The 26,013-nt window shown below is 68.8% G+C and carries 25 protein-coding genes; 11 read left to right on the forward strand and 14 right to left on the reverse strand.

The annotated features are described in order from the left end of the window. Nucleotides 1-113: 113 nt before the first annotated feature. On the reverse strand, nt 114-572 hold the full coding sequence (locus ACXJKH_RS01315; RefSeq protein WP_457317999.1) for a hypothetical protein: 459 nt from the start codon (nt 570-572) through the stop codon (nt 114-116). Nucleotides 573-784: 212 nt separating this feature from the next. Here ACXJKH_RS01315 and ACXJKH_RS01320 point away from each other — a divergent pair, with 212 nt between their 5' ends. The 4 genes from ACXJKH_RS01320 to ACXJKH_RS01335 all read left to right on the forward strand — a co-directional run bounded on the left by ACXJKH_RS01320 (nt 785) and on the right by ACXJKH_RS01335 (nt 3,424). Beyond that, entirely contained in the window at nt 785-1,033 is a 249-nt protein-coding gene (locus ACXJKH_RS01320; RefSeq protein WP_256774826.1) for a hypothetical protein, read from the forward strand. Between the two features lie 139 nt (nt 1,034-1,172). Beyond that, nucleotides 1,173-2,090, forward strand: coding sequence for a bestrophin family protein (locus ACXJKH_RS01325; protein ID WP_457318000.1), 918 nt, complete (start codon nt 1,173-1,175; stop codon nt 2,088-2,090). Nucleotides 2,091-2,130: 40 nt separating this feature from the next. Beyond that, nucleotides 2,131-3,120, forward strand: coding sequence for a porphobilinogen synthase (gene hemB, locus ACXJKH_RS01330; protein WP_457318001.1), 990 nt, complete (start codon nt 2,131-2,133; stop codon nt 3,118-3,120). Between the two features lie 31 nt (nt 3,121-3,151). Beyond that, the gene (locus ACXJKH_RS01335) at nt 3,152-3,424 is read left to right on the forward strand and encodes an SHOCT domain-containing protein (protein WP_256774823.1); all 273 of its coding nucleotides are present in this window, start codon (nt 3,152-3,154) and stop codon (nt 3,422-3,424) included. Between the two features lie 167 nt (nt 3,425-3,591). Here ACXJKH_RS01335 and ACXJKH_RS01340 read toward each other — a convergent pair whose 3' ends face one another. Beyond that, nucleotides 3,592-4,464, reverse strand: a complete 873-nt coding sequence (locus ACXJKH_RS01340; protein WP_457318002.1) for a TolB family protein — start codon at nt 4,462-4,464, stop codon at nt 3,592-3,594. A gap of 56 nt (nt 4,465-4,520) precedes the next feature. Between ACXJKH_RS01340 and aroE the strand changes: the two genes are divergently transcribed. From aroE to dinG, 3 genes are all read left to right on the forward strand, one after another. Beyond that, nucleotides 4,521-5,366, forward strand: a complete 846-nt coding sequence (aroE, locus tag ACXJKH_RS01345) for a shikimate dehydrogenase (protein ID WP_457318003.1) — start codon at nt 4,521-4,523, stop codon at nt 5,364-5,366. Nucleotides 5,367-5,370: 4 nt separating this feature from the next. Next, a complete protein-coding gene (locus ACXJKH_RS01350) occupies nt 5,371-5,724 on the forward strand; it encodes a hypothetical protein (RefSeq protein ID WP_457318004.1) in 354 nt (117 codons plus the stop codon). 107 nt (nt 5,725-5,831) lie between these two features. Then, nucleotides 5,832-7,934: an ATP-dependent DNA helicase DinG gene (gene dinG, locus ACXJKH_RS01355; RefSeq protein ID WP_457318005.1), complete on the forward strand. Its 2,103-nt coding sequence runs from the start codon at nt 5,832-5,834 to the stop codon at nt 7,932-7,934. 113 nt (nt 7,935-8,047) lie between these two features. Here dinG and ilvD read toward each other — a convergent pair whose 3' ends face one another. After that, a complete protein-coding gene (gene ilvD / locus ACXJKH_RS01360) occupies nt 8,048-9,886 on the reverse strand; it encodes a dihydroxy-acid dehydratase (protein WP_457318006.1) in 1,839 nt (612 codons plus the stop codon). Nucleotides 9,887-10,111: 225 nt separating this feature from the next. Here ilvD and ACXJKH_RS01365 point away from each other — a divergent pair, with 225 nt between their 5' ends. Both ACXJKH_RS01365 and ACXJKH_RS01370 read left to right on the forward strand, forming a co-directional pair. Then, complete coding sequence (locus tag ACXJKH_RS01365; RefSeq protein ID WP_256774818.1) at nt 10,112-10,675, forward strand: DUF1190 domain-containing protein; 564 nt, start codon at nt 10,112-10,114, stop codon at nt 10,673-10,675. A 3-nt stretch (nt 10,676-10,678) separates the two neighbouring features. Beyond that, the gene (locus ACXJKH_RS01370) at nt 10,679-11,857 is read left to right on the forward strand and encodes a glutathionylspermidine synthase family protein (protein WP_457318007.1); all 1,179 of its coding nucleotides are present in this window, start codon (nt 10,679-10,681) and stop codon (nt 11,855-11,857) included. A 33-nt stretch (nt 11,858-11,890) separates the two neighbouring features. On the opposite strand, the gene ACXJKH_RS01375 is transcribed toward ACXJKH_RS01370, so the two are convergent. The 9 genes from ACXJKH_RS01375 to ACXJKH_RS01415 form a co-directional block, all read right to left on the reverse strand. After that, nucleotides 11,891-13,189 (reverse strand): DUF58 domain-containing protein, encoded by a 1,299-nt coding sequence (locus tag ACXJKH_RS01375; protein ID WP_457318008.1) that lies wholly within the window; start codon nt 13,187-13,189, stop codon nt 11,891-11,893. Nucleotides 13,190-13,226: 37 nt separating this feature from the next. Next, nucleotides 13,227-14,255 carry an AAA family ATPase gene (locus ACXJKH_RS01380; RefSeq protein ID WP_457318009.1) on the reverse strand — a complete coding sequence of 343 codons (1,029 nt, stop codon included), beginning with the start codon at nt 14,253-14,255 and terminating at the stop codon, nt 13,227-13,229. After that, nucleotides 14,252-15,454, reverse strand: coding sequence for a DUF4350 domain-containing protein (locus ACXJKH_RS01385; RefSeq protein WP_457318010.1), 1,203 nt, complete (start codon nt 15,452-15,454; stop codon nt 14,252-14,254). Before ACXJKH_RS01385 ends, ACXJKH_RS01380 begins: the two co-directional genes overlap by 4 nt. Next, nucleotides 15,451-17,079: a DUF4129 domain-containing protein gene (locus ACXJKH_RS01390; protein WP_457318011.1), complete on the reverse strand. Its 1,629-nt coding sequence runs from the start codon at nt 17,077-17,079 to the stop codon at nt 15,451-15,453. The genes ACXJKH_RS01385 and ACXJKH_RS01390 overlap by 4 nt, the downstream gene beginning before the upstream one ends. Next, a complete protein-coding gene (locus ACXJKH_RS01395; protein WP_457318012.1) occupies nt 17,069-18,061 on the reverse strand; it encodes a stage II sporulation protein M in 993 nt (330 codons plus the stop codon). Before ACXJKH_RS01395 ends, ACXJKH_RS01390 begins: the two co-directional genes overlap by 11 nt. Continuing rightward, nucleotides 18,058-18,747 (reverse strand): RDD family protein, encoded by a 690-nt coding sequence (locus tag ACXJKH_RS01400; RefSeq protein WP_256774811.1) that lies wholly within the window; start codon nt 18,745-18,747, stop codon nt 18,058-18,060. The genes ACXJKH_RS01395 and ACXJKH_RS01400 overlap by 4 nt, the downstream gene beginning before the upstream one ends. A gap of 168 nt (nt 18,748-18,915) precedes the next feature. After that, on the reverse strand, nt 18,916-19,446 hold the full coding sequence (locus tag ACXJKH_RS01405; RefSeq protein ID WP_256774810.1) for a gamma carbonic anhydrase family protein: 531 nt from the start codon (nt 19,444-19,446) through the stop codon (nt 18,916-18,918). A gap of 136 nt (nt 19,447-19,582) precedes the next feature. Continuing rightward, nucleotides 19,583-21,472, reverse strand: coding sequence for a tRNA uridine-5-carboxymethylaminomethyl(34) synthesis enzyme MnmG (gene mnmG / locus ACXJKH_RS01410; protein WP_457318013.1), 1,890 nt, complete (start codon nt 21,470-21,472; stop codon nt 19,583-19,585). Between the two features lie 489 nt (nt 21,473-21,961). Continuing rightward, on the reverse strand, nt 21,962-22,483 hold the full coding sequence (locus tag ACXJKH_RS01415; protein ID WP_457318014.1) for a hypothetical protein: 522 nt from the start codon (nt 22,481-22,483) through the stop codon (nt 21,962-21,964). 146 nt (nt 22,484-22,629) lie between these two features. Here ACXJKH_RS01415 and ACXJKH_RS01420 point away from each other — a divergent pair, with 146 nt between their 5' ends. Both ACXJKH_RS01420 and ACXJKH_RS01425 read left to right on the forward strand, forming a co-directional pair. Next, nucleotides 22,630-23,589, forward strand: coding sequence for a pyridoxal-phosphate dependent enzyme (locus ACXJKH_RS01420; RefSeq protein ID WP_457318015.1), 960 nt, complete (start codon nt 22,630-22,632; stop codon nt 23,587-23,589). Further along, nucleotides 23,586-24,185 (forward strand): YdcF family protein, encoded by a 600-nt coding sequence (locus ACXJKH_RS01425; RefSeq protein ID WP_457318016.1) that lies wholly within the window; start codon nt 23,586-23,588, stop codon nt 24,183-24,185. The genes ACXJKH_RS01420 and ACXJKH_RS01425 overlap by 4 nt, the downstream gene beginning before the upstream one ends. Nucleotides 24,186-24,737: 552 nt before the next feature. On the opposite strand, the gene bioC is transcribed toward ACXJKH_RS01425, so the two are convergent. After that, entirely contained in the window at nt 24,738-25,622 is an 885-nt protein-coding gene (bioC, locus tag ACXJKH_RS01430) for a malonyl-ACP O-methyltransferase BioC (RefSeq protein ID WP_457318017.1), read from the reverse strand. Nucleotides 25,623-25,656: 34 nt separating this feature from the next. Beyond that, nucleotides 25,657-26,013: SDR family oxidoreductase (locus ACXJKH_RS01435; protein ID WP_457318018.1), on the reverse strand; the 357-nt coding region annotated here is incomplete at its 5' end.

Genomic DNA, 26,013 nt, shown 5'->3' on the forward strand with positions numbered 1-26,013 from the left:
ATTTGGGTTGTGCGGGCCGGTGGCGGGCAACCTCGCAAATCCTGTGGGGCTATTGCGGGGTTGCCGGCCAGCGGCCGGCACTACCCTAATGGATCCCGCGGCGGGTTTTGCCGTTATCGCTGCGGCGTAATCGTCTGCGTCGGCAGGCGTGCCGGTGGCGCCGGGTTGGGTACCCAGATCGCCACGCCGGCCGCCCGCTTCTGGGTGGTCGGGATGCCGATGCCTACACCGCCGCCCACGTGCGAGCCGAAGCTGCCGGCACCCACCGACATGCCCACCGGCGAGCCGCTGGACCCTACGCCCATCAGGATCACACCATTGGCGCCGAGTGCGGCCGCTTCGCGCTTGAGCCGCATCACCGCCGCGTCGGTCTGGCCCTGCGTGCCGAATCCCACCGCGCTGGCCGATTCCAGCTGCGCGATCTCGACCGAGCCGGCCGGCGGGGTCGAATAGATCTGGACGCTGGCCGGATCCACCGGCGCGCGCGCCTGGCCCAGCATCACCTTGGACGTACTGGCGCAGCCGGCCAGGGCCAGCAGCATGCCAAGTACGGCAATCGATCGGATGTTCATGCATCACCCCTGTTCGGTAGGGACCATCGGCCCGTGGCGCGATCATCGGTGGCGGCCACTGAATCGGTGCCAACGTCGTGATCTTCACGCTAGCACTGTCGAGGTGAGCGGCGTGCCGCGGTCCACGCGACCGGCCGCAGGCGCCGATGAACGCGTCAGCTACGCCCCGGTTTTAGGCTATGGTGACGCCAATATCACCGAAGGAGCCTGGCATGGGGTTGATCAGTCTGTTGTGGGGCATCCTGGCACTGCTGTGGATGATCCTGGCCCTGATCCCGCTGCTGGGCTGGGGCAACTGGTTCCTGATCCCGTTCGCGGCAGTCGGCGCGGTCATCGCCGCGCTGGGCATCCTGTTCACCCACCCCACCAAGCGCGGCCGGGCCTGGGCCGGGCTGGTGCTCAACGGCATCGTGGTGGTGGTGGGGATCGTGCGCCTGGGCCTGGGCGGCGGCATCGTCTGAGCCCGATCGCCGGTGACACGACCGGCTGCGACCATCGGTCGCAGCGACCGGGCAGCGCCGCGCATCGGCGTACAATTTACCGCTGCCGCTGCGGGCCTGCCGCCGGCCCACGCCCGCCCGGGCGCCACTCCCGCTCTCGATGATCATTCGTCCTCGTCCCCACGGCTGGCAACTGCTGTACATCCTGCGCGGCTCCATCGTTCCGGCGGTGGCCCCCAAGGTGCTGGCGATCCTGCTGCTGTCGATCGCCGTGGCCGCCTTCGCCGAGGTCTGGCACCCGTCGGGCATCGAGCGCGTCTCGGTGGCCCCGTTCACCCTGCTGGGCCTGGTGCTGTCGATCTTCCTGAGCTTCCGCAACAACGCCTGCTTCGAACGCTGGTGGGAAGGCCGCAAGCTGTGGGGCCAGCTGGTCTACGAATCGCGCAGCCTGGCGCGGCTGTGCACGGCGCTGCTGTCAGATGATTCGCCGCGCCGCGCGCGCATCTGTCGGCTCGGGATCGGTTTCGCCCATGCGCTGGCAGCCAAGCTGCGCGGTCGCGATGCCGGGCTGGCCGCGCTGCCCTGGGTGAGCGATGCAGACCACGCGCGCCTGGGCGAACGCCTCAACGTGCCGGACCAGTTGCTGGCGATGATCGCCGCCGACCTGGCCGAGCCGCTGCGCGGCGGCCGCCTCGATCCCATTCTCTACAGCCAGTTCGAGACGCGCCTGCATGCGATGTCCAGCATCCAGGCCGGCTGCGAGCGCATCCTCTCCACGCCGTTGCCGTTCGCCTACACCCTGCTGCTGCACCGCTGCGCGTGGATGTTCTGCGTGCTGTTGCCGTTCGGCCTGGCCAGCTCGCTGGGCTGGGCTACCCCGGTGGTGTCGGCGGTGTTGGCCTACGCCTTCTTCGGCCTGGACCAGCTGGGCGAAGAGATGGAAGAGCCGTTCGGGCTGGAGCCCAACGACCTGCCGCTGGATGCGCTGGTGCGCACCATCGAAATCGACCTGCTCGACAGCCTCGGCGTGGCGCCCCTGCCTGCGCCGCTGCAACCGCATCGTTACCTGCTGCAGTAAACCTGCCGCGTCCTACCGCATTCCGTTACGGAGCAACCCCATGGCCCATCCCGACTACCGCCCCCGCCGCATGCGTCACGACGAGTTCTCGCGCCGCCTGATGCGCGAAAACACGCTCACCACCGACGACCTGATCTACCCGGTGTTCGTGCACGATCTGGCCGGCCGCGCGCCGGTGGCCTCGATGCCCGGCGTGGAGCGGCTGTCCATCGACGAACTGCTCAAGGTGGCCGAGGAAGCGCTGGAACTGGGCATTCCGGTGATCGACCTGTTCCCGGTGATCGACCCGGCCGGCAAGTCGCTCGATGCGGCCGCGGCATGGGACGACAACGGCCTGGCGCAGCGGGCGATCCGTGCGCTGAAGTCGCGCTTCCCCGAGCTGGGCGTGATGACCGACGTGGCGCTGGACCCCTACACCACCCACGGCCAGGACGGCATCATCGACGACAAGGGCTACGTGCTCAACGACATCACCGTCGAGGCGTTGGTGAAGCAGTCGCTGTCGCATGCCGAGGCCGGCGTGGACATCATTTCGCCGTCGGACATGATGGACGGGCGCATCGGGGCGATCCGCCGCGCGCTGGATGCCGCCGGCCACGTCAACGTGCGCATCATGGCCTACTCGGCCAAGTACGCTTCGGCGTTCTACGGCCCGTTCCGCGATGCCGTGGGCAGCTCGGCCAGCCTCGGCAAGGCCGACAAGAAAACCTACCAGATGGACCCGGCCAACGGCGATGAGGCCATGCGCGAGATCGCGCTGGACCTGGAAGAAGGCGCGGACATGGTGATGGTCAAGCCGGGTATGCCCTACCTGGACCTGGTTCGCCGGGTGAAGCAGCAGTTCGGCGTGCCGACCTTCGCCTACCAGGTGAGCGGCGAGTACGCGATGATGAAGGCCGCCTTCGCCAATGGCTGGCTGGACGAACGCGCCTGCGTGCTGGAGTCGCTGATGGGCTTCAAGCGCGCTGGCGCCGATGGCGTACTGACCTATTTCGCGCCGCAGGTGGCGCGTTGGCTGCGGCAGCGCTGACAATACGCGCCCACACGCATACAGGACGACAATGATGCAGACGATGGGATGGGTGCAGTGGCTCACCTGGGGCACCGGGGTCACCGTCTTCGCCGTGGTGATCGGCCTGATCATCCGTGGGGTGCTGCGTGCCGCCAAGCGGCCGCCGGAGCAGCCCTCGGCCGCCGCCCGCGTGGCCCGTGAGAGCCAGTTGGCACCGGCACTGCAGGCGCAGTTGGCCGAATTGAACCAGCGCAAGGACAACGGCGAGATCAGCGAAGCGCAGTACGAACAACAGCGCGCGGCGTTGTTGGCATCGCGCTGAGCGCACCCGCGCGTTCGGTGCGGCCGGGAAAAGCAGCCACGCATGGCGTGGCTCTACCGGGTTCCTGCGGCTGATGCAGGCGGGCCAGGCCACGTTTCCGCAGGGCAACCGCGACCCGGGGGTAGAGCCACGCCATGCGTGGCTGCCTCCCCGGCGCCGATGAACCCTCAGCGGCAGGCCGTCCCCGGCGCCGCCGGCGTCTTCATCCGATAAAGATCCAGCCCGCCGGCACGCGGTGCGCGTGCCGCGCCAGCCACCGTCATTTCCGACGGCTTGGAGGCGTCCACCACCGGCGACCCGGTCTGGCCGTTGGCCGTGTTGAACGACAGCGTCAGCGGCGTGGCCGGCTGGCGGTAGTCACAGCCCACCAGCCACACCTGCGATCCGCTGGCGGTGGCCCGGGTGATCGCCAGCGCGCCGTCGTTGCCCAGCCAGTCGCCGCCCAGCTCGTCGGCCGCGCTGTTGAGCGGCGCCGGCAGCGGCTGGGCCGTATTGAAGCCCCGGCCCTGCGCGGTCGCCACGTACAGGTCGAAGCCACCCTGGGTGTGCGTGCCATTGCGGGCGAACAGCAACGCCTGTCCGTCCGGACGTACGGCCGGACGGCGCTCGTCGTCGGCGGTGTTGACCATCAGCGGCATCGACATGATCGGTCCGAAACCGCCATCGGCGTGGATCATCACGGCATACAGGTCGAAACCGCCGCGCCCGCCGTCACGGTTGGAGGCGAAGTACAGCCAGGCGCCGTCATGGCTGAAGAACGGGTCGAGCTCATCGCGGCCGGTGTTGAGCGCCAGCGGCGTCGGGTCCTGCCAGCGGCCGTCGCGCAACACCGCCTGCCACAGGTCCCAGCCACCGGCGCCGCCGGGGCGGTCGCTGGCCCAGACGATCCGCTGGCCGTCCGGCGAGATCGTGGCCTGGGCCTCGTTGGCCTTGGTCGAGACCACGCCCATGCCCTCGATGCCGAATTCGGAAAGTGCCATCGCCTGCGGCGCGGAGAGTAAACTGGCGCACAGCGCGAGCAGTGACAATGGAGTGCGCATAGCCGCGTCCGTTGGGGGTTTGCGTTCCATTCTAGGCCCGGAGCAGACACACACCCATGACCGCCGACCATTACGCCGTATTCGGCCAGCCCATCGCGCACTCGCAGTCGCCGCGGATCCACGCCGCGTTCGGCCACCAGGAAGGCATCGCGCTGGACTACCGTGCCATCGAGGCCAGCCCGGAGGATTTCGCTGCCGCACTGGAGGCGTTCGCCGCCGAAGGCGGGGTAGGCGCCAACGTCACCGCGCCGCACAAAGAAGCCGCCTTCGCGCTGTGCTCCACCCTGACCTCGCGTGCGCGCCGGGCCGGTGCGGTCAACACGCTGCTGCGCAAGGGCGACCGCTGGCACGGCGACACCACCGATGGCATCGGCCTGGTGCGCGACCTCACCGACCGCCATGGGCTGGACCTGCGTGGCCGCCGCACCCTGCTGATCGGTGCTGGCGGGTCGGCCCGCAGCGTCGCCCCGGCGCTGCTGGATGCCGGGATCCTGGAACTGGTGGTGGTCAACCGCACGCCCGAACGCGCCGATGCGCTGATCGACGCCATGGGCGAGCCGGGCCGGGCGATCACCCGTTACTGGGAAGACATCCGCGAGCTGGGCGACTTCGAACTGATCATCAACGCCACCTCGGCCGGGCGCGACCGCGACGCCGAGTTCAAGCTGCCGCTGGGGCTGGTCAACAGCATGACCACGGCGGTGGACCTCAACTACGGCGAGGCCGCCATCGCCTTCATTGCGTGGGCGCGTTCGGCCGGCTGCCGCAACGTGGTGGACGGGCTGGGCATGCTGGTCGAACAGGCCGCCGAGAGCTTCCTGCAGTGGCATGCGGTGCGTCCGCAGACCGATGCGGTGTATGCCGAACTGCGCGGCGAGAATGCGCTGGCCGGCGAGGACTGAGCGCATGAACCTTGAGATGATGATGTCCGTGCTGGGCATGGTCGCCACGCGCCTGCCGATCCTGATCGCCCTGGCGGTGTCGGTGGTCTGGGTGGTCGACACCCCCCGCACGGCGGTACGCAGCGTGGCGCTGTGGGCGCTGGCGCTGCTGGCGGTGATCGCCGTGGCCGGGCTGGTGCTCAACGTGGTGCCGATGTGGCTGGTGCAGCAGGGCAACTACGATTCGGTGCRCAACCTGTCGCTGTGGCTGGGCGGGGCGCACTTCGTGCTGGGCCTGTTCGACGCGCTGGCCATCGTGTTGCTGGTATGGGCGATGACCCGCGCGCTGCGCACGCGAAACCAGACCCCCGCCGGCTGAACATCGGACCTGCATCCCGGATCTGAACCGGCGCGGAAATCCGCGCCGGTCACTGCCCTCCGCTCGTGAGAAAATACCTGCCGTGATCCAGGCAGGTAGCTCCCGGCGTGACCGAAAAAGTTGAAGCCCCGCGTGCGCTTAACGATGAGATGAAGGCCGCCATCCGCGATGCCTACGCCAAGCTGCAGGCCAATACCCCCGGCTTCAGTACCCGGCGTTCGCAGAGCCAGATGATCGGCGTGGTCTCGCGTGCGCTGTCGCACAGCGGCGGCGTGGGCGTGGTCGAGGCGCCCACCGGCGTCGGCAAGTCGCTGGGCTACCTGACCGCTGGCGTCCCCATCGCCCTGGYCACCAAGAAGAAGCTGGTGATCAGCACCGGTACCGTGGCGCTGCAGTCGCAGCTGGTCGAGCGCGACATCCCCAACTTCCTCAAGGCCACCGGCATCGAGGCGACCGTGGCGCTGGCCAAGGGGCGCACCCGCTACCTGTGCACGCGCAACGCCGCCGAAGCGCATGGCGAGGGGGCGCAGGAAGGCATGTTCGAGGATGAGCAGCCGCTGTTCGACCGGCCGCTGGCCCCGATCGAAATGGACCTGGCGCAGAAGCTGAGCAAGGAATTTCTCGAAGGCCGCTGGAACGGCGACCTCGACAACGCCCCGGAGACCATCAGCAACACGCTGCGCTCGCGCATCACTACGCCGGCCTCCGGGTGCGCGGGGCGCAAGTGCGCCTACTCGGCGCAGTGCGCGGTGCTGCGATCGCGCAACACCGTGCGCGATGCGCRGATCGTGGTCACCAACCACGCGCTGCTGCTGTCGGCGCTGTCCATCGGTGAGAGCGACAACGGCCAGCCGCTGATCGCCGCTCCCTCGGACATGCTGCTGGTGCTCGACGAAGGCCATCACATCGGCAGCGTGGCCATCGACCAGGGCGCGKCCAGCCTGGCCCTGGATGAGATGGCCAAGCGCACCGGTCGCCTGCAGGTGCTGATCGCCGCGTCCTACCGTGCCGTGGACAAGGACAAGCTGGGCAACCTGCTGCCCAACGAAGCCATCGAGGCCGCTGCCAAGGTCAGCAAGCAGCTCAAGGCGTTCCGCGATGTGATCGACCGCAGCTGGCGCCCGGACCCGTCCGCGCAGGAGCCGATGTGGCGCGCCCCGAACGGGCGCCTGCCGGAGATCTGGATGGCCGATATCGAGGCCATCGCCGACGACACCCGCAGCCTGTTCAACTGGGCCCATGCCGCGCTGGCGCAGGTGGCCAAGGGCAAGCCCGAGGACGCCGCGCGCGAGCGCCTGCAGCGCAACCTCGGCATGGCGCTGGAAATGATCGAGCAGCAGCACAACCTGTGGACCGCCTGGCGCCGTGAAGACAAGGACGGCCAGCCGCCGATGGCGCGCTGGGTGACGATGTCGCGCGAGGGGGATTTCATCCTCCACGGCTCGCCGATCTCGGCCGCGCACGTGCTGCGCAAGCTGCTGTGGGACGAAGTGGATTCGGTGGTGATGACCTCGGCCACGCTCACCGGCGGCGGCGATTTCCAGTCGCTGGCCATTGACAACGGCATTCCCGAAGATGCCGAGCTGGTCTCGCTGTCCTCGCCGTTCGACCTGCCCAACCAGGCCCAGTTGATCGTGCCGGCGTTCCCGGTCACCCCGGACGACAAGGAAGGGCACCCCAAGGAAGTGGCCAAGTACCTGGTGCGGGAGCTGGACTGGGGCAAGGGCAGCATCGTGCTGTTCACCTCGCGCTGGAAGATGGAAAAAGTGGCCGAGCTGATGCCGGCCGCGCAGCGCAAACGGGTGCTCGTGCAGGGTGAGAGCGCCAAGCAGAAGATGATCGACGAGCACCTGCGGCGCACCGCGGCCGGGGAGGGCTCGGTGTTGTTCGGGCTGAACTCGTTTGGCGAAGGCCTGGACCTGCCGCGCGAGGCCTGCACCACGGTGGTGATCACCCAGGTGCCCTTCGCGGTGCCGACCGATCCGCAGACCTCCACCTTGAGCGAGTGGTTCGAAAGCCGTGGGTTGAATGCGTTCAACCTGATCGCGATCCCGCACGCGCTGCGCACGCTGACCCAGTTCTCCGGCCGTCTGATCCGTACGTCGACCGACACCGGCCGGGTGATCATCCTCGACTCGCGCCTGCTCACCCGCCGTTACGGCAAGCGCATCATCGATTCACTACCGCCGTTCAAGCGGGTGATCGGCTGACGCGGCATAGCAGCGCCACGCACGCCCGGTAGAGCCACGCCATGCGTGGCTGCATTTCGCAGATGGATGGGGTTGGCCGGGCATCCAGCCACGCGTGGCGTGGCGCTACCGCGTCAGCCTTCCAGCTTGGACAGGTCGCGTACCGCGCCCTTGTCGGCACTGGTGGCCAGCAGCGCGTAGGCCTTCAACGCACCGGTGACCTTGCGCGGGCGTGCCTCGCGCGGCTTCCAGCCCAGTGCATCCTGCTCGGCGCGGCGCGCGGCCAGCGTGGCGTCATCGACCAGCAGATCGATGCGCCGCGCCGGGATATCGATGCGGATACGGTCGCCTTCGCGGACCAGACCGATCACACCGCCGGACGCGGCTTCCGGGGACGCATGGCCGATCGACAGGCCCGAGGTGCCGCCGGAAAAACGGCCGTCGGTGAGCAGCGCGCATTGCTTGCCCAGGCCCTTGGATTTCAGGTAGCTGGTGGGGTACAGCATTTCCTGCATGCCCGGGCCACCGCGCGGGCCTTCGTAGCGGATCACCACCACGTCGCCGGCCACCACGGTGTCGGCGAGGATGCCGGCCACGGCCGCGTCCTGGCTCTCGAACACGCGCGCATTGCCCTCGAACACATGGATGGATTCATCCACGCCGGCCGTTTTCACCACGCAGCCATCCGGCGCCAGGTTGCCGCGCAGCACCGCCAGCCCGCCTTCGGCCGAGTAGGCATGGGCAACCGCGCGGATGCAGCCTTCTTCACGATCCACGTCCAGCGTCGGCCAGCGTGTGGCCTGGCTGAAAGCGATCTGGGTGGGGATGCCGGCCGGGCCGGCACGGAAGAAGTCGCGCACTTTTTCATCCTCGCTCACCGCGACATCCCAGCGCGCAATCGCCTCGGCCAGCGTGCGGCTGTGCACGGTCGGCACGTCGGTATGCAGCAGGCCGCCACGCGCCAGTTCACCGAGGATGCCGTACACGCCACCGGCGCGGTGCACGTCTTCCATGTGGTACTTCGGGGTGTTCGGCGCGACCTTGCACAACTGCGGCACGCGTCGCGACAGCGCGTCGATGGCCTGCAGGTCGAAATCCACCTCGGCTTCCTGCGCGGCAGCCAGCAGGTGCAGGATGGTGTTGGTCGAACCGCCCATGGCGATGTCCAGGGTCATCGCGTTCTCGAACGCGGCCATGCTGGCGATGGTGCGCGGCAGGGCGTTGGTGTCTTCACCGCCGTACCAGCGATGGCACAGCTCCACGACCAGGCGCCCGGCGCGGCGGAACAGCTGCTCGCGGTCGGCATGGGTGGCCAGGGTCGAGCCGTTGCCGGGCAGCGACAGGCCGAGCGCTTCGGTCAGGCAGTTCATCGAGTTGGCGGTGAACATGCCCGAGCAGGAGCCGCAGGTGGGGCAGGCGCTGCGCTCGTATTCGGCCACCTTCTCATCGCTGGCGCTTTCATCGGCGGCGATCACCATCGCATCCACCAGGTCCAGCTTGTGCTCGGACAGCCGCGTCTTGCCCGCTTCCATCGGCCCGCCGGAGACGAACACCACCGGGATGTTCAGGCGCAACGCGGCCATCAACATGCCCGGGGTGATCTTGTCGCAGTTGGAGATGCACACCAGCGCATCGGCGCAGTGCGCGTTGACCATGTACTCCACCGAGTCGGCGATGATCTCGCGGCTGGGCAGCGAATACAGCATGCCGTCATGGCCCATGGCGATGCCGTCATCCACCGCGATGGTGTTGAACTCTTTTGCGACGCCGCCGACCTGCTCGATCTCGCGGGCCACCAGCTGGCCCAGGTCCTTGAGGTGCACGTGGCCGGGCACGAACTGGGTGAACGAGTTGGCGATGGCGATGATCGGCTTGTGGAAATCGCCATCGGTCATGCCGGTGGCGCGCCACAGGGCGCGGGCGCCGGCCATGTTGCGGCCGGCGGTGGACGTACGGGAGCGGTATTCAGGCATGGTGGCTGGCAGGATCGGGCGGGCCGTGGGGGCGCGTTTCGCCTCGATTCTGCCGAAAAATTCCGGTTGCGTTTGCAACCACCTTCGCCGCTGCCGCAGCGACGGCGCCCAAGACGGTCCAGGCGAATGCTGAAACGTCGTTCATCTTCCGCGCTTTGCCGGTTTTGGTTGTTCGCGACGATGAGGCATGATTGAGGGGATAACCGCATTGGGGGGCATGACGCCATGAAACGTTCCAGGACCACCGCGCTGCTGTTGATGAGCGCCGCGCCGCTGCTGTTCACCGCCTGCCAGAAGGACGACGCCGTCAAGGTGCAGGAAGGGTTGTACACCTCGGTGCAGGCCTGTACCGAGGCCACCGGCGATCCGTCCAGCTGCCGCACCGCCTTTGCCAACGCGCAGAAGCAGTCGGCCGATGCCGCCCCCAAGTACGCCTCGCGCGAAGCCTGCCAGGCCGATTACAGCGCCGAGCAGTGCGTGGAACAGAAGACCTCCACCGGCCATTCGTTCATCGGTCCGATGATGATGGGCTTTTTCATGTCGCAGATGCTCGGCAACCGTGGCGCCGGCCTGGCGCAGGCGCCGGCCGCCAGCCCGGCCTATCAGGACAAGGCCAACGGCTGGGCGCGCCCGGCCCCGGGTGGCAGYGGCGGCTTGAACACCGCCAGTGGCATCGGCGCGGGCAAGGCTGGCCTGGCCCCGGTCAACGCCACCCCCAACCGTGCCGTCACGGCCAGCCGCGGTGGCTTCGGCAGCACCAGCAGCGGCCGCAGCAGCGTCGGCGGCTGACCGATGCAGCGCGTGCGTATCGCCGAGCGCAGCCAATGGCGCGCTCGGGCGGAAGAGTCCGGCTTCCGCTTCCACACCATCGACGGCCTGCCGTACTGGGACGAGAGCGCGTATTACGCCTTCACCCTGCGCCAGATCGAGCAGGACATCGAAGACCCCAGCGCCGAGCTGCATGCAATGGCGATGGGGCTGGTGGACGAAGTGGTCGGCAGCGAGCAGTTGATGGACCAGCTGGCGATCCCGCCGCAGTTCCGCGACTGGATCGCCGACAGCTGGCGGCGCCGCGAACCGCATCTGTATGGCCGGCTGGATTTCGCCTACGACGGCAACGGCCCGGCCAAGCTCTACGAGCTCAATTACGACACCCCGACCTCGCTGTTCGAAGCCTCCTTCTTCCAGTGGCAATGGCTGGAAGACCAACGCAACCAGAACCGCTTGCCGCCCCACGCCGACCAGTTCAACGCGATCCATGAAGCGCTGGTCGAGCGTTTTGCGCAGCTCTCCGCGCAGTTGCCACCACCGCTGTATTTCAGTGCGGTGGGCAGCTCGGAGGAAGACCAGGGCACGGTCGCCTACCTGCGCGACTGCGCCGCCCAGGCCGGGCTGCGCGGCGAGGCGATTGCCATCGAAGATATCGGTCTGTCCGAAGACGGCCGCTTCACTGCGTTGGACGACACGGTGATCGGCAGCCTGTTCAAGCTGTACCCGCTGGAAGACCTGATGACCGAGACGTTCGGTCAGGCCTTGCCGGCCTCGGGCGTGCAGCTGCTGGAACCGGCGTGGAAGGCGATCCTGAGCAACAAGGGCGTGCTGCCGCTGCTGTGGCAGCGTCACCGCGGCCACCCGAACCTGCTCGCCGCCGAGTTCGACGATGGCAGCGAGCTGCCGCGTGGCTGGGTGCGCAAGCCGCTGTTCTCGCGCGAAGGCGCCAATGTTGCCATGCACCTGGCCGACGGCAGCTGGCAGGAAAGCGAAGGTCCCTACACCGGTCCGGCGATCCGTCAGGCCGCGCATCCGCTCACCCGTTTCGACGGCGGCTACCCGCTGGTCGGCAGCTGGGTGGTGGGCGACCAGGCCTGTGGCATGGGCATCCGCGAAGACAGCAGCCGCATCACCCGCGACAGCGCCCGCTTCGTGCCGCACGCGATCATCGACGAAGCACCGATGCGCATTTACGTCTGACCCATCCAGGCGGTCCACGACCACGGGCGTGGCCTACAACAACCCGTCACGCTTCACCGCCAGATACCGCTCCACCAGCGCGCCCGGCAGCGCATCGGCGGTGACGTCCAGCACCATCACCCCATGGCTGCGCAGCGCCTCGTGCGCGTCGCTGCGTTGCTGCAGGTAGCGCGCGATGGCGCCGGCCTGGGTGGCGTCCTGCAGCGTCTCCACGTCCTGGGTGAGCGCCTCATCCAGCTCGCGCTCGCGCAGGCTGGCCACGCACACCAGGTGCTGGCGCTGCAGCAGGCGCACCGCGGCGAGCAGGTCTTCAATGTCTTCATCGCGCACGTTGGTGACCAGCATCACCAGCGAGCGGCGCCGCTGYCGCAGCGACAGCTCGGTGGCCGCAGCGAGGTAGTCGGTGGCCACCGGGGTGGCCTGCAGGTCGTAGCTGGCGCGCAGCAACCGGTCGATGGCGCCCATGCCGCGCTGCGGTGCCACCCAGCGCGTATCGCCGCCGCTGGCGAACAGGCCCACGCCATCCCCCTGGCGCAGCGCCAGGTAGGCCACCACCAGCGCCGCATTGAGCACATGGTCGAAGTGCGACAGCCCGCCTTCACTGGCCATCATCCGGCGACCGGTGTCGATCATCAGCATCAACTGCTGGTTCTTTTCGTCCTGGTATTCGCGCGAGATCAGCTTGCGCGCGCGCGAGGTCGCCTTCCAGTCGATCTGGCGCAGGCTGTCGCCGATGCGGTACTCGCGCATCTGGTGGAAATCGGTGCCTTCGCCACGCCGCCGCTTCAGGTGCGCGCCGACCAGCCGCGAGGCCTGTTCGGCACTGAACAGGGCAAAGCGGGTGAGCGGTGCGAAGTTGGGATACACCCGCACCGTCAGTGCCGGTGGCAACGTGCGGCGCTGCCGCCACAGCCGCCACGGTGCATGCACGCGCAGGTGCACGCCCTCGAACACGAAGCGCCCGCGCGCGGTCGGGGTGAGGCTGTACTGAAAACTGCTGGCGACCAGCGGCTTGAGCGTCAACGCGCGCGGCAGGCCCTGCAGCGTCCACTGCCCGGGCACCAGGTCGAACACGTCCACGCGCTGGCGCAGGCTGGACTCCAGCCGCAGGGTCACCGGCCGCGCCACGTTCAGGGCCAGGGCCTCGGGCAGTTCGCGCTGCAGGCTGGGCGAGGGCTGTCGACGCAGCCGCAGCAGGTCGACGAGCGCCACCAGCGCGATCGCCGCGCCCATGGCACCCCAGCTCCAGCGTGGCCACAGCCCGAAGGCCACCGGCAGGCCAAGCAGGCTCCATGCCAGCACCAGGGCGAGCAGCAGCGGGGCTGGCCTCATCGGCCGCCCCACGCGCGATCAGCGTTACGCCCAGGGCTCATTTGCGCGGCGCTTCCACCTTGGCCAGCAGCGCGTCCAGTGCGTCGTCGGCGCTCTGTCCTTCGATCTGCAGTTCCGGGGCCAGTGCGATGCGATGACGCAAGGCCGGCTTGGCGATGTCGCGGACATCGTCGGGGGTGACGAAGTCGCGCCCGGCCAGTACCGCCTGTGCGCGCGCGGCACGCACCAGCGCGATGCTGCCACGCGGACCGGCGCCGAGCGCGATGCCCGGCCAGTGGCGCGTGGCGGCGACGATCCGCACCGCGTAGTCGATTACTTCCGGGTCGACGGTGATCGCCGCGGTGGCCTGCTGCAGTGCCACCACCTCGGCGGCGGTCAGCACGCGCGGCACCTGGGACAGATCGAAGTCGGCCGCACTGCGCCCGGTGGTGATCGCATCGACCATGCGCTTCTCGTCTTCCACCGACGGATAGTCGATCAGCACCTTGAGCAGGAAGCGGTCCAGCTGCGCTTCGGGCAGCGGGTAGGTGCCTTCCTGTTCGACCGGGTTCTGGGTGGCCAGCGCCAGGAACGGCGGAGTCAGCGCGAACGCCTTGCCTTCGATGGTGACCTGGCCTTCCTGCATCACTTCCAGCAGCGCCGACTGGGTCTTGGCCGGTGCACGGTTGATCTCGTCGGCCAGCAGCAGGTTGGTGAACACCGGGCCGCGACGGATCTTGAAGCTCTCCGACTTGGGGTCGTATACCGCATGCCCGCTGACATCGCTGGGCATCAGGTCGGGGGTGAACTGCACGCGGCCGTAGTCCAGCTCCAGCGCCTGGGCCAGGGCACGCACCAGCAGGGTCTTGCCCAGCCCGGGCACGCCTTCGATCAGCACGTGGCCACCGGCCAGCAGCGCGATCAGGATCTGGTCCAGCACCTCGGGCTGGCCGATGAAGGCACGTCCGACCGCTTCGCGCACGGCATCGACGCGTTCGACCACGCTGGGACCGGACAGGCCGGCCGGGGCCGGCGCGGGTTCGGCAGGAGACAGCGGTGGCAGCAGCGGTGGGGTCGGCTCGGTCATAGCAGGTTTCTCATCTGGATCAGCAGGCGGATGCGCTCGCGCAGACCGGGCAGGTCCTGCGAGGCCGGAGCGTTCAACGCAGTCTGGACGCGGGCATGCGGCCAGTGCAGCAGGGTGGCGATGGCGTGCACCTGCGCCTCGCCGTTCAACGCGGCGGCGGTGGGTGCGCGCCGACGCAGGCGGCCAAGGAACGAACGCCGCACCGCGTCGTACAACAGCGGGGCCTTGCCGTAACGCAGCAGGTGTTCGCCGCTGGCGCGCACGTGTTCCAGCAGCGAGCGGCGCTCGATCGCCGGCGACGGCAACAGGCTGCCCATGCGCTGCGCGCGCTGCCACAGCCAGCCAAGCAGGGCCAGCAGCAGCGGCACCCATACCGGCCAGCCCTGGTAGAAGAGACGGTTCCACAGCGACGGCGGTCGCGCGCCGTACACCAGCCACACGCGGCCTTCGCCGTAGCGAGGCGCCAGCAGGTAGCGGGTCAGGTCGCGGTGCGCCTTGTCGTGCAGGCCGTCGACGTACTCACCCTGCTTTGCATCGGGCTTGTCGAGCATGGCTGGGCGGCCCATGCCCTTCATGAAGTCCAGGTCGGCCAGCACGTCCACGCTGCCCTGGCCGTGGCGCAGGCGCGCGAACACCCACCCATACGCGTCACTGTCTGCATCGTCTTCGCCCCAGCCGCGTTCCAGGCGCATGCCTGCCGGCGGCGTCACGCCGAAGCGTCGCCCATGGCAGAATTCCACATGGTGTTCGTCATCGCGCACATGGAAGGGCTGGCAGCCGCTGCCGTAGTCGATGGCGTCCACGCCCAGGGCGTCCAGCAATGGCCCGTTGCCGTCGATATCGGCCGGCGTGCTGGGCGGTGTGCGCACGATCAGATGGCCGCCCTGCGCCACCCACGTCAGCAGCGCGCGCGCGGTGGGCGGCGGCAGGGTGGTCGTGTCCTGCAGCAGCACCAGGGTGTCGTGCGGCTTGAGCGACAGGGTTTTCAGGTCCACGCGCGGGTGCGAATGGACCTCGATGCCGTCGGCGCGCAGCGCCTGGCCCAGCACATACAGTGGGTTGTAGCGGGCTTCACCCTGCGGCGGCAGCTGCTCGGTTTCGGTCACCCGGTGGTGGGTACGCAGGAACAGGATGGTAAGCGGCACGCCAAGCACGAGCACGCCCAGCATCACCAGCAGCCAGCGCAGGCGCGTACTCATGCGCGCCACCGGAACTGCTGCTGCAACGTACTGGCGAGCGTGGCGAACGCCTCGTCATCGGGCAGGCGGCCGGCGTAGGCGGCGTACTGCCAGACCCGCACGATGCGCTCGAACAGGGCGCGGTCGGCCGCCTCGGGCATGCGCCGCGACACGCGCAGGCACTGCGCCTCGGTGGCACCGGGCGGCAGCGCGGTCTGCGCGCGTTCGCTCATCGATTCCACGCTGGCCCGGTACAGCAGCGCCAGCGCTTGGCGCGGACGTCCCTGCTGCCATAGCGCACGCGCACGCGCGGCGGCATCCGGAGGGACTTCATCGGGCACGGTGATGTCATCTTCGACGACCGTCGATACCGTGTCGCGCGAGGCCTTGCCGGTGCCGCGCAGCCAGCGCAGCCAACGCGGCGCGGTGGCGACCAGGATCAGGAGCAGCACACCGACCATGCCCCACAGCAACCACTCGGCGATCTGCGCCGGCAGCAGCGGTCCCTTGCGAGCCGTGTCGCGCTTGGCGGCGCTGTCGTCGTCCTTTTTCTTTTCCTTCTTCGCCGGATCCTGTTGGGTACGCTCCCAATGGGTCACCTGGCGGGTCGGGCTCTGCAGCGGATCTTCATAGGCACGTTGCACGGCCTGGCGGAAGCCGGCCGTGTCGACGTCGCCGTTGCCGAAGATCGCCGCCGGTGTATTGCCGGGGTCGTTGGCGTAGGTGAGCGGGGTGTCGTCGACGTCTTCTTCTGCTTCTGCCTCTGCCTCTGCGTCCTCCTCCTCGCCGCCCTGCGCGGTCGCAGACGCGGGGGTGTCGCGCTGCTGGGCCTGCACCCCGCCGGTCGGCCAGACCAGCACCAGGGCCAGCATCAGCAGCGGTGCGGCCTGCTGCAGGCGGTCGCGCAGGCGGCGGAAGGCGATCTCCACGTCCCAGGCTTCCATCTCGGTGCGCCGGTTGAGGTACAGGCCGAAGCCGGCGCCCACGTAGAACGGCCCGATCAGACTGATGGCCAGCCAGGACAGCAGGTTGAAGCCGAACCTGGCCCAGGCCGGTGTGTCCTCGCTGACCATCGCCCACGCCGCACGCCAGGAATCGGACAGCAGCTCGAACGGGACGAACATGAACACCGCCGCGATCCCGCCCACCACCAGCGCGACCTCGAAGGCCATGCACGTCACCGTCAGCAGGATCGCATGGCCGACCGCCGCACCGGCCACGGCGCGACGGCGTGCGCCGCGATGTTCAACCGCGTTGCCTTCCAGCAGGTTGACCGGCATCAGCAGTGAACGCAGTGGACTGAAGCGGCGCCAGCCCAGGTAGCCCCAGAAGCCGCTCCAGCCCCACGCGCGTTGCGCGCGCAGCGTCTGCAAGGCGCTCGGCGCATCGCCGAAGATACCGCGCGAGATCACATACAGCGCCAGCCGGTCGAACACCGGCGTGAGCCACCACATCAGCAGCCACGCCCAGCCGAACGTATCGGTCCACCATGCCAGTGCGTTGACCAGCGCAAACAGCGGCAGGCCCAGCAGCAGYCACGGCAGCCAGATCGCCCGCGCATGCCGGCGCACCAGCGCGGTGCCCAGTTCCACCGCTTCCCAGCCGCTGCGTGCACGCAGCACCACGTTGAGCTGGTCAATGCGCATGCGCGCTCCCGCGTCCACCGCGCCACAACCAGGCAAACACCGCGCTCCACAGCACCGCGGCGACGGCGTACTTGCCCCAGGCAGGCACCGCGGCGATCGAGGACCAGAACGCTTCGATGAAGGCGGCCACCAGCAGCATCGCGGCCACGCCCAGGCACAGCCGCGCGCCGATCACCCCGCCTTCGACCAGCGCATCGATGCGCCGCCGCCGGCCGGGCGCAAGCAGTTTCATGCCCAGCTGCAGGCCCGCACCGCCGGCGATGACGATCGCAGTCAGCTCGAACGCGCCGTGCCCGACCACGAAGCGCCAGAACGGATCGCCGTGGCCGATGTGCTGCAGGKGGCCGGCCACCGCGCCGATGGTGAGCCCATTGAACACCAGCACCAGCACCGTGCCGACCCCGGCCAGCAGGCCGCTGGCGAAGGTGCGCAGACCGATGCTGATGTTGTTCATGATGTAGTGGCCGAACATCATCCAGTCGGTGCCGCTGTCGCGCCCAAGGTGCGCGGAGGCCGGATCGTACATGCGCTCCATCGCCGCGATCTCGGCGTTGCCCATCAGCAGATGGATGAATGCCGGATACCACTGCACCAGCGCGAACGTGCCCACCAGCGGCAGCACGAACAGCGCGGTGGCCACCCACATGCTGCGCGCCTGGCTGCGCACCAGCTGCGGGAAATCGGCGAACAGGAATTCCAGCGCACGCCGCCAGCGCGGTGGTGGAGTGCGGTAGAGCAGGCCGTGGCCCTGCTGCATCAGCCCCTGCAGGCGCGCCACCAGCTGCGGGCTGTAACCGCGCTTGCGCGCCAATGCCAGCTGCTGGCACAGGCGTCGATATCGCTGCGGAATGTCTTCGTCGTTGAGTGCATCATCGGCCACCTGGCCGCGCGCGCCGCGTGCGTTGTCGCCCCGCAGCGCCATCCAGCGTTCCAGCGCCTGCCACTCACCCTGGTAGCGGGTGACGAACTGTTCCTGCCTCATCGGCGCCCCAGCAGCCAATTGGCCATGGCGTACAGACGCAGCACCCCGACCTGCCCGCCACCGCCACTGAGCGGTGCGACGATCGCCGCCAGTTCCTGCTGGCGCGGCGAGGACAAGCGCGATGCGCGCTCGGCGAAGGCGACCACCGCGGCCTGTTCGGCCGGCTGCAGCGGTTGGGGCGGGGCCAGCACGGTGTCGATGGCCACGCTGCCCAGCACCGGGCGGGCGCGGTCGTGCACCACCACGGTGCCGGCGACCAGGTCGCCGAGGCGGCGGCCATGCGCGTCGAACAGGCTCGACAGCAATCCCACCGCATAGCCGAACGGCAGCATGTCCACGGTGCGCAGCAGGTTGCGGGTGATCGCGGCCATCCAGCCGATCGGCGCACCGTCGCGTGCCACTACGCGCAGACCGAGCGCACGCTTGCCCAGCGTGCGGCCCCACACCGCTTCCTGCACGATGGTGTAGGCCCACATCAGCAGGAACATCAGCGCCAGGTACAGGCCCTTGCCGAAATCGCCGAGGAAGGCCAGTGGAATGCTGAGCAGCAGCAGCGCGCCGAAACGGACCGCGAAATCGATCGCCCAGGCCAACGCACGCGGCACCGGGCCGGCGGCGGGCAGGTGCAGCGGCACGCCTTCGGGCGTGATCACTTCACGGTAGGTATCCAGCATCGTCGCGCTCATGAGCGCGCACGGTGGGAAAGATGGACCCGGAATCCTCTCCGGTCTGCTGCCTGGGTGGGCATGCGGTTCTCGACTGCTTCCTGGTCGGCTGTGGACTTTACCGTGCAGGCGTGCCGATGCCCAGCATCGGCGCGGCCGCAGGGGCGGATGCGACCGGGGCGGCCGCGATCATCCCAGGTACTTGTCCTTGAGCCGCACGTAGTGGTCGGCCGAGTAGTGCAGCGATTCGATCTGCTTGTCGGTGAGGGTGCGCACCAGGCGTGCCGGGTTGCCCACCCACAGTTCGCCCTCGCCGACCACCTTGCCCGGACCGACCACCGCGCCGGCGCCGACGAAGCCATGCCGCTCCACCCGCGCACCGTCGAGGATGCAGGCGCCCATCCCGATCAGGCTGTAATCGCCGATGGTGCAGGCATGGATGATCGTGCCGTGGCCAACCGTGACCCCCTCGCCGATCAACGTGGGGAAGCCTTCCAGGTTGTAAGGGCTGTGGTGGCTGACATGGATGATGGTGCCGTCCTGGATGTTGCTGCGCGCACCGATCCGCACATGGTTGACGTCGCCGCGGATCACCGTCCCCGGCCACACCGACACGTCATCGCCCAGCACCACGTCACCGATGATGGTGCAGGCCGGATCGATGTAGCAGCGCTCGCCGATGACCGGCAGCGTGTCGAGGAAGGGGCGGATGGGGGACATGCGGTAACTCCGGCAAGGCAGGGGCGGACGGCCGCCTGCGCCACCGTCCCGATGCCATGATGATAACGCGGGCCTGCGCGGCGCCACGCCCGCGCTGCCAAGCGCGTAGAGCCGACCGTTGGTCGGCTTTACGCTTTTACGCGACGCGGGCGCGGCGCGCGCGTTCCAGGTGCACCAGCAGCAGCGAAATCGCTGCCGGGGTCATGCCGGGGATGCGCTGGGCCTGGCCGACGGTCTGCGGGCGCACGCGCTCGAGTTTCTGCTGCACTTCGGCCGACAACCCGCGCACGCCGGCGTAGTCGAAATCGCTGGCGATGGCGGTGTTCTCATGGCGCTGCTGGCGCTCGATTTCGTCGCGCTGGCGATCCAGGTAGCCGGCGTACTTCACCCCGATCTCGACCTGCTCGGCCACCTTCGGGTCGGCCACGGCCGGGCCCAGTGACGGCACCTGCATGAGCTGGGCGTAGTCCAGCTCCGGGCGCTTKATCAGATCCAGCACGTTGGTTTCGCGGCTGACCGCTACGCCCAGGGTGGCTTCCACTTCGCGGCCGAGCGCATTGCCCGGCGTGGCCCACAACGCGCGCAGGCGTGCCGATTCGCGGGCGACCGCTTCCTGCTTGGTCTGGAAGGCCGCCCAGCGGCGCTCGTCGACCAGGCCCAACTCGCGGCCCAACCCGGTCAGGCGCACGTCGGCATTGTCTTCGCGCAGCTGCAGCCGGTATTCGGCGCGGCTGGTGAACATGCGGTACGGCTCGGTGGTGCCGTGGGTGATGAGGTCATCGACCAGCACGCCCAGGTAGGCCTCGTCGCGACGCGGGCACCAGCCGGCGTCCCCGCGCACGTGGCGCGCGGCGTTGAGGCCGGCCAGCAGCCCCTGCGCGGCGGCTTCTTCATAGCCGGTGGTGCCGTTGATCTGGCCGGCGAAGAACAGCCCGGACACGCTCTTGGTCTGCAGGGTGTTGTCCAGGCCGCGCGGGTCGAAGAAGTCGTATTCGATCGCATAGCCGGGACGGGTGATGTGCGCGTTCTCGAAGCCGCCGATGCTGCGCACCAGTGCCAGCTGCACATCGAACGGCAGCGAGGTGGAGATGCCGTTGGGATAGATCTCCACCACGTCCAGGCCTTCGGGCTCGACGAAGATCTGGTGGCTGGCCTTCTCGGCAAAGCGCACCACCTTGTCTTCGATGGACGGGCAGTAACGCGGGCCGATGCCTTCGATCTGGCCGCTGTACAGCGGCGAACGGTGCAGCGCGGCACGGATGATCTCGTGGGTGCGCTCGCTGGTGTGGGTGATCCAGCAGCTGACCTGGGCCGGATGCTCGGACACATCGCCCAGGTAGGACATCACCGGGCGCGGGTCATCGCCGGGCTGCTCGTCCATCACGCTGTAATCGAGCGAGCGGCCATCGATGCGCGGCGGGGTGCCGGTCTTGAGGCGGTCGATCACGAACGGGCGCTCGCGCAGGCGTGCGGCCAGCGTGGTGGCCGGCGGGTCGCCCATGCGCCCGGCGGCGTACTGGGTCTGGCCGACGTGGATCTTGCCGGCCAGGAAGGTGCCGGCGGTGAGTACCACGGCGGCGGCATGGAAGGTCAGCCCGGTCTGGGTGACCGCGCCGCGCACGGTGTCGCCGTCGATCAGCAGGTCGTCCACCGCCGCCTGGAACACGATCAGGTTGGGCTGGGCTTCCACGATCTGCCGGATCGCCATGCGGTACAGGTTGCGGTCGGCCTGGCAGCGGGTGGCGCGCACCGCCGGACCCTTGGACGCATTGAGGGTGCGCCACTGGATGCCGGCGCGGTCGGCGGCATGGGCCATCGCTCCGCCCAGGGCGTCGATCTCCTTGACCAGGTGGCCCTTGCCGATCCCGCCGATGGCCGGGTTGCAGCTCATCGCGCCGATGGTTTCCACGTTGTGGGTCAGCAGCAGGGTGCGCGCGCCACTGCGCGCGGCCGCCAGCGCCGCTTCGGTGCCGGCGTGGCCGCCGCCGATGACGATGACGTCGTAGCGGTAGAAGGAGTCAGTCATGGCGGAGGAGCTCGGGACGGGGCCGGGCGGCCCAGGATCAGCCCTGGAGTCAGGGCGCGGGTGGCGATTTTAGCGCCATTCGTCGGGGGGCACGAAATCAACCCTCAAGTTGGCACGTTTTCTGCAGATAACCCAATAGCACCCAGGATGGCAGGCGCTTTGCGCTACGGACCGGAATTGGAACAGGGGCCGGTCCATGCGCATCCCGGGGAAGCAGAAGGGTCGACAGTCGGGGGACTGTCGGCCCTGTTTTTTTTCCGGGACCGGCCACGGGCGGGCGCCAAAGACAGAAGGCCCCGCCAATGGCGGGGCCTTCTGCGTTGTAGGTGCCGACATCCGACGGGGCCGGAACAGGGGGGATCCAGAGTTTCCCGCCGGATATCGACATAGAACTGCATGTGACGCGTTCTGTCGCTTTTGTCACTTTGCGACCGAAGCCGTCACCACCTGACTAGATTGAACCGGGTGGGTGGTGAAAATCAAGACGGCTCAGGGCTCAACTGTGCGCTGGTGCAAATTGTTCATGTTCCGCCACGGCGAACCATTCGACCGCTGGGCTGGGCGCGGGGCCTGCTGGGCCGGGCGCGACTGCGGCGGCGGCGAGGGACGCTGCTGCTGTTGCGGGCGGCCGACCGAATCCATGTTCCGCCACGGCGAGCCGCCGTTGTACGACGGACGCGGGCGATCCGGACGCAYCGGCGGATTTCCGCCGTTGCCCGGGCGCGGCGGCGGCCGGTGGTTGTGCGGCGGGCGATAGTTCGGGTACGGACGGTAGTTGGGATAGCCGTAGCCGTAGCCACCGCCATACCCGCCGCCGTAATAGCCGCCACCGTAGTAGCCACTCCCGTAACCGTAGGACGGATAGCCGTACGGGTAGCGATACTCCAYCGACGGCGCGCCGTGGTAGTAGCCGCTGCCGCCACCGCCACCGCCACCGCCGACATAGTCGTAGGTGGCGCAGCCGGACAGGGCCAAGAGCAGGCCACCGGCGAAGATCAGGCGCATTTTCATGATGGGGTCCCCCCGAGGGTATGGAGCCAGCTTCGGCCCGGCGCATTGAATCGGCCCTTAACTCAGCCCCGATCCGATGAATGATTGCCATGTTGGCACGCGCGACCGGCGCGATGCGAACCGTGGGCATACGTTAATCTTGCGTCATGAGCGATTCACCCTTGCCCTGTGTCGACGACCTCCTGGCGGCCGCCGCACGCATTGCCCCGTATGCCAGCGTGACCCCGGTACTGCAGTCGCACGTGCTCGACGGGCTGGGGGGCGCGTCGCTGGCGTTCAAGGCCGAGCACCTGCAGCGCGGCGGCGCCTTCAAGTTCCGCGGCGCCTGCAATGCGGTGTGGTCGCTGGAGCCGGAGCAGGCCGCGCGCGGGGTGGTCACCCATTCCTCCGGCAACCATGGCGCCGCGCTGGCGCTGGCCGCGCGTACCCGGGGCATTGCCTGCAACGTGGTGGTGCCCGAGGGGGCAGTGGCCACCAAGCTGGCCAACATCGCCCGGCAGGGCGCTACGGTGTGGCGTTGTGCGGCCAGCATCGAGGCGCGCGAAGCCATGTGCGCCGAGGTGAAGGCCCGGACCGGCGCCAGCCTGGTGCATCCCTATGCCGACCCCCGGGTAATGGCCGGCCAGGGCACGGCAGCGCTGGAACTGCTGCGCAGCCACGGCCCGTTCGACGTGCTGGTGGTGCCGGTCGGCGGTGGTGGTCTGGCCGCCGGCACGCGCCTGGCGCTGCAGGCGGTCGCACCGAACACCCGTCTGGTGCTGGCCGAACCGGAGGGCGCGGCCGACACCGCGCGCTCGCTGGCCGCCGGCGAACGCCGCATCGACTTCACCCCGGCAACCGTCTGCGATGGCCTGCGCACCACCCTCGGCGCGCCCAACTTCGCCCTGCTGCATGGGGCGGCCGAGGTCATCACGGTGCCCGACGCGGCCACCCTGGCGGCGATGCGGCTGCTCTGGCAGGTGCTCAAGCAGGTGGTTGAACCGTCCTCGGCGATCGTGCTGGCCGCGATCCTGTCCGACCCGGCGCGGTTTGCCGGGCAGCGGGTCGGGCTGGTGCTGTCTGGCGGCAATGTCGACCTGGACGCACTGCCCTGGGGGCGCGCATGAGCGGGCACGCGCGGGTGGGCCTGCTCGGCTGGCTGTGGCGGCTGTGCGTCGTGCTGTTCGCCTGGCTGCTCGGGGTGACCGCGTGGATCGTGTGGGTGGGCGAGCGCGACCAGGCCGCCAAGGCCGATGCGATCATCGTGCTGGGCGCGGCGGCCTACGATGCCAAGCCGTCACCGGTGTTCGAAGAGCGCATTCGCCATGGGCTGGACCTGTACGAGCAGGGGTATGCGCCGCTGCTGATCTTCACCGGTGGCTACGGCGGCACCGGGGCGCGCTTTTCCGAATCGCAGGTGGCACGGCGCTACGCGCTCAAGCAGGGCGTGCCGGACAAGGCGATCCTGATCGAGACCGCCTCGCGTACCACCCGGCAGAACCTGATCGAGGCACGCCGGCTCATGGAGCAGCGCAACCTGCACCGGGTGATCATCGTCAGCGATCCGCTGCACATGGCGCGCGCGCTGCGCCTGGCCCGTGAGCTGGGCATCGACGCGCTCTCCTCTTCGACCCCGAGCACCCGCTTCCGCAGCTTCCACACCAGCTGGAAGTTCCTGGTGCAGGAGATCTACTTCTTCCACCGCGACATGTTCCCGGCGTAGAGCCGACCGTTGGTCGGCTGGACCGCTTCCACCAGACATGTTCCCGTCGTAGAGCCGACCGTTGGTCGGCTGGACCACCGACCCGCCACACGGGCAGCCGACCATACGMGTGGCCGACCACACGGCAGCCGACCAACGGTCGGCTCTACGATCAATCGTTCTGCGCCGGATCGGGATCGCCGATTCCACACCAGCTCGAAGTTCCCGGTGCAGGAGATCTACKTCTTCCACCGCGACATGTTCCCGTCGTAGAGCCGACCGTTGGTCGGCTGGACCACCGACCCGCCACACGSGTAGCCGACCATACGAGTGGCCGACCACACGGCAGCCGACCAACGGTCGGCTCTACGATCAATCGTTCTGCGCCGGATCGGGATCGCCGATTCCATACCAGCTCGAAGTTCCCGGTGCAGGAGATCTACGTCTTCCTCCACGACATGTTCCCGTCGTAGAGCCGACCGTTGGTCGGCTGGACCGCCGACCCGCCATACCGGCAGCCGACCACACCGGCAGCCGACCAACGGTCGGCTCCACGCGATCAGCGCGGTCGGCTCAGGGCGTTCTGCGCCGGATCGGGATGGCCGACACCGGCACGCTGGCCACGTCCTGGCCGCGCTCGCGGATCGGGGCGCCGGCCTCGGGTGCCCAGGCATGGGCGTAGATCACTTCCCAGCTGCTGGGCAGCTTGCCGTCGTCGCGGCGCAGCGGCTCGTAGGCCGCGCGTGCGGCGGCAAAGCGTCCGCGTCCAGTCAGTGTGTGCCGGCGATCCTGGCGGGCGTTGGTGGCGCCAATGGCCTGCAGCTCGCGCATCAGTGCGGTCAGGTCGTCGTAGGTGAGGGTGAACAGATCGCGGTCCAGCACCGGATCGCGGAAGCCGGACATCATCAGCGCATCGCCGAACTGCGCGATCGGGKCGAAGCGACTGACATGCGGCACCGCGTCGGCCTGGGCGAAGGCCTCGCGCAGTTCGACCAGCGTGTCCGGGCCGAAGGTGGAACACAGCAGCAGGCCGCCGGGCTTGAGCGCGCGGCGGAAGCCGGCGAACACCGCCGGCAGGTCGTCCACCCACTGCAGGCACAGGTTGCTGTAGATCACATCCACGCTCTGGTCCAGCAGCGGCAGTGCCTGTGCATCGGCGCAGACACGCGAGAACGGTCTCCACCAGCCGGCCTGCTTCTTCGCTTCGCGCAGCATCGGCTCGGCCAGATCGAGGGCGATCACCTGCGCCTTGGGCCAGCGCTTCTTCATCGCCGCGCTGGCATGGCCGGTGCCGCTGCCAATATCCAGCACCACCTGCGGTTGCCGGTCTTCCAGATAGTCCAGCGATTCGAGCAGGCGCTTTTCGACCTCGCGCTGCAACGCGGCGGCGGCATCGTAGCTGTGGGCGGCGCGCGAGAACGCGCGGCGGACGTGGCGGGGATCGAAGCTGGACGTCATGGAAGGCTCACTGCGGAAAACACGATGGCGAAGGTCAGAACGTGCCGGGGTAGGCGCCGCCGTCGATCAGCAGGTTCTGCCCGGTGATGTAGCCGGCGTGCGCGCTGCACAGGAACGCGCAGGCCGCGCCGAACTCATCGGCGGTGCCGAAACGGCCGGCCGGAATGGGGGTGCGCTTGCGCTCGGCCAGCTGGCCGGCATCGATGCCCTGCTGCTGGGCGAGATAGGCGAAGTTGCCGCGCAGGCGATCGGTATCGAACTGGCCCGGCAGCAGGTTGTTGAGGGTGACGTTGTGGGCCACGGTCTTGCGCGCCAGCCCGGCGACGAAGCCGGTCAGCCCCGAGCGTGCGCCGTTGGACAGGCCGAGGATGTCGATGGGGGCCTTCACCGA

The sequence above is a fragment of the Stenotrophomonas sp. P5_B8 genome (genome assembly GCF_054049855.1).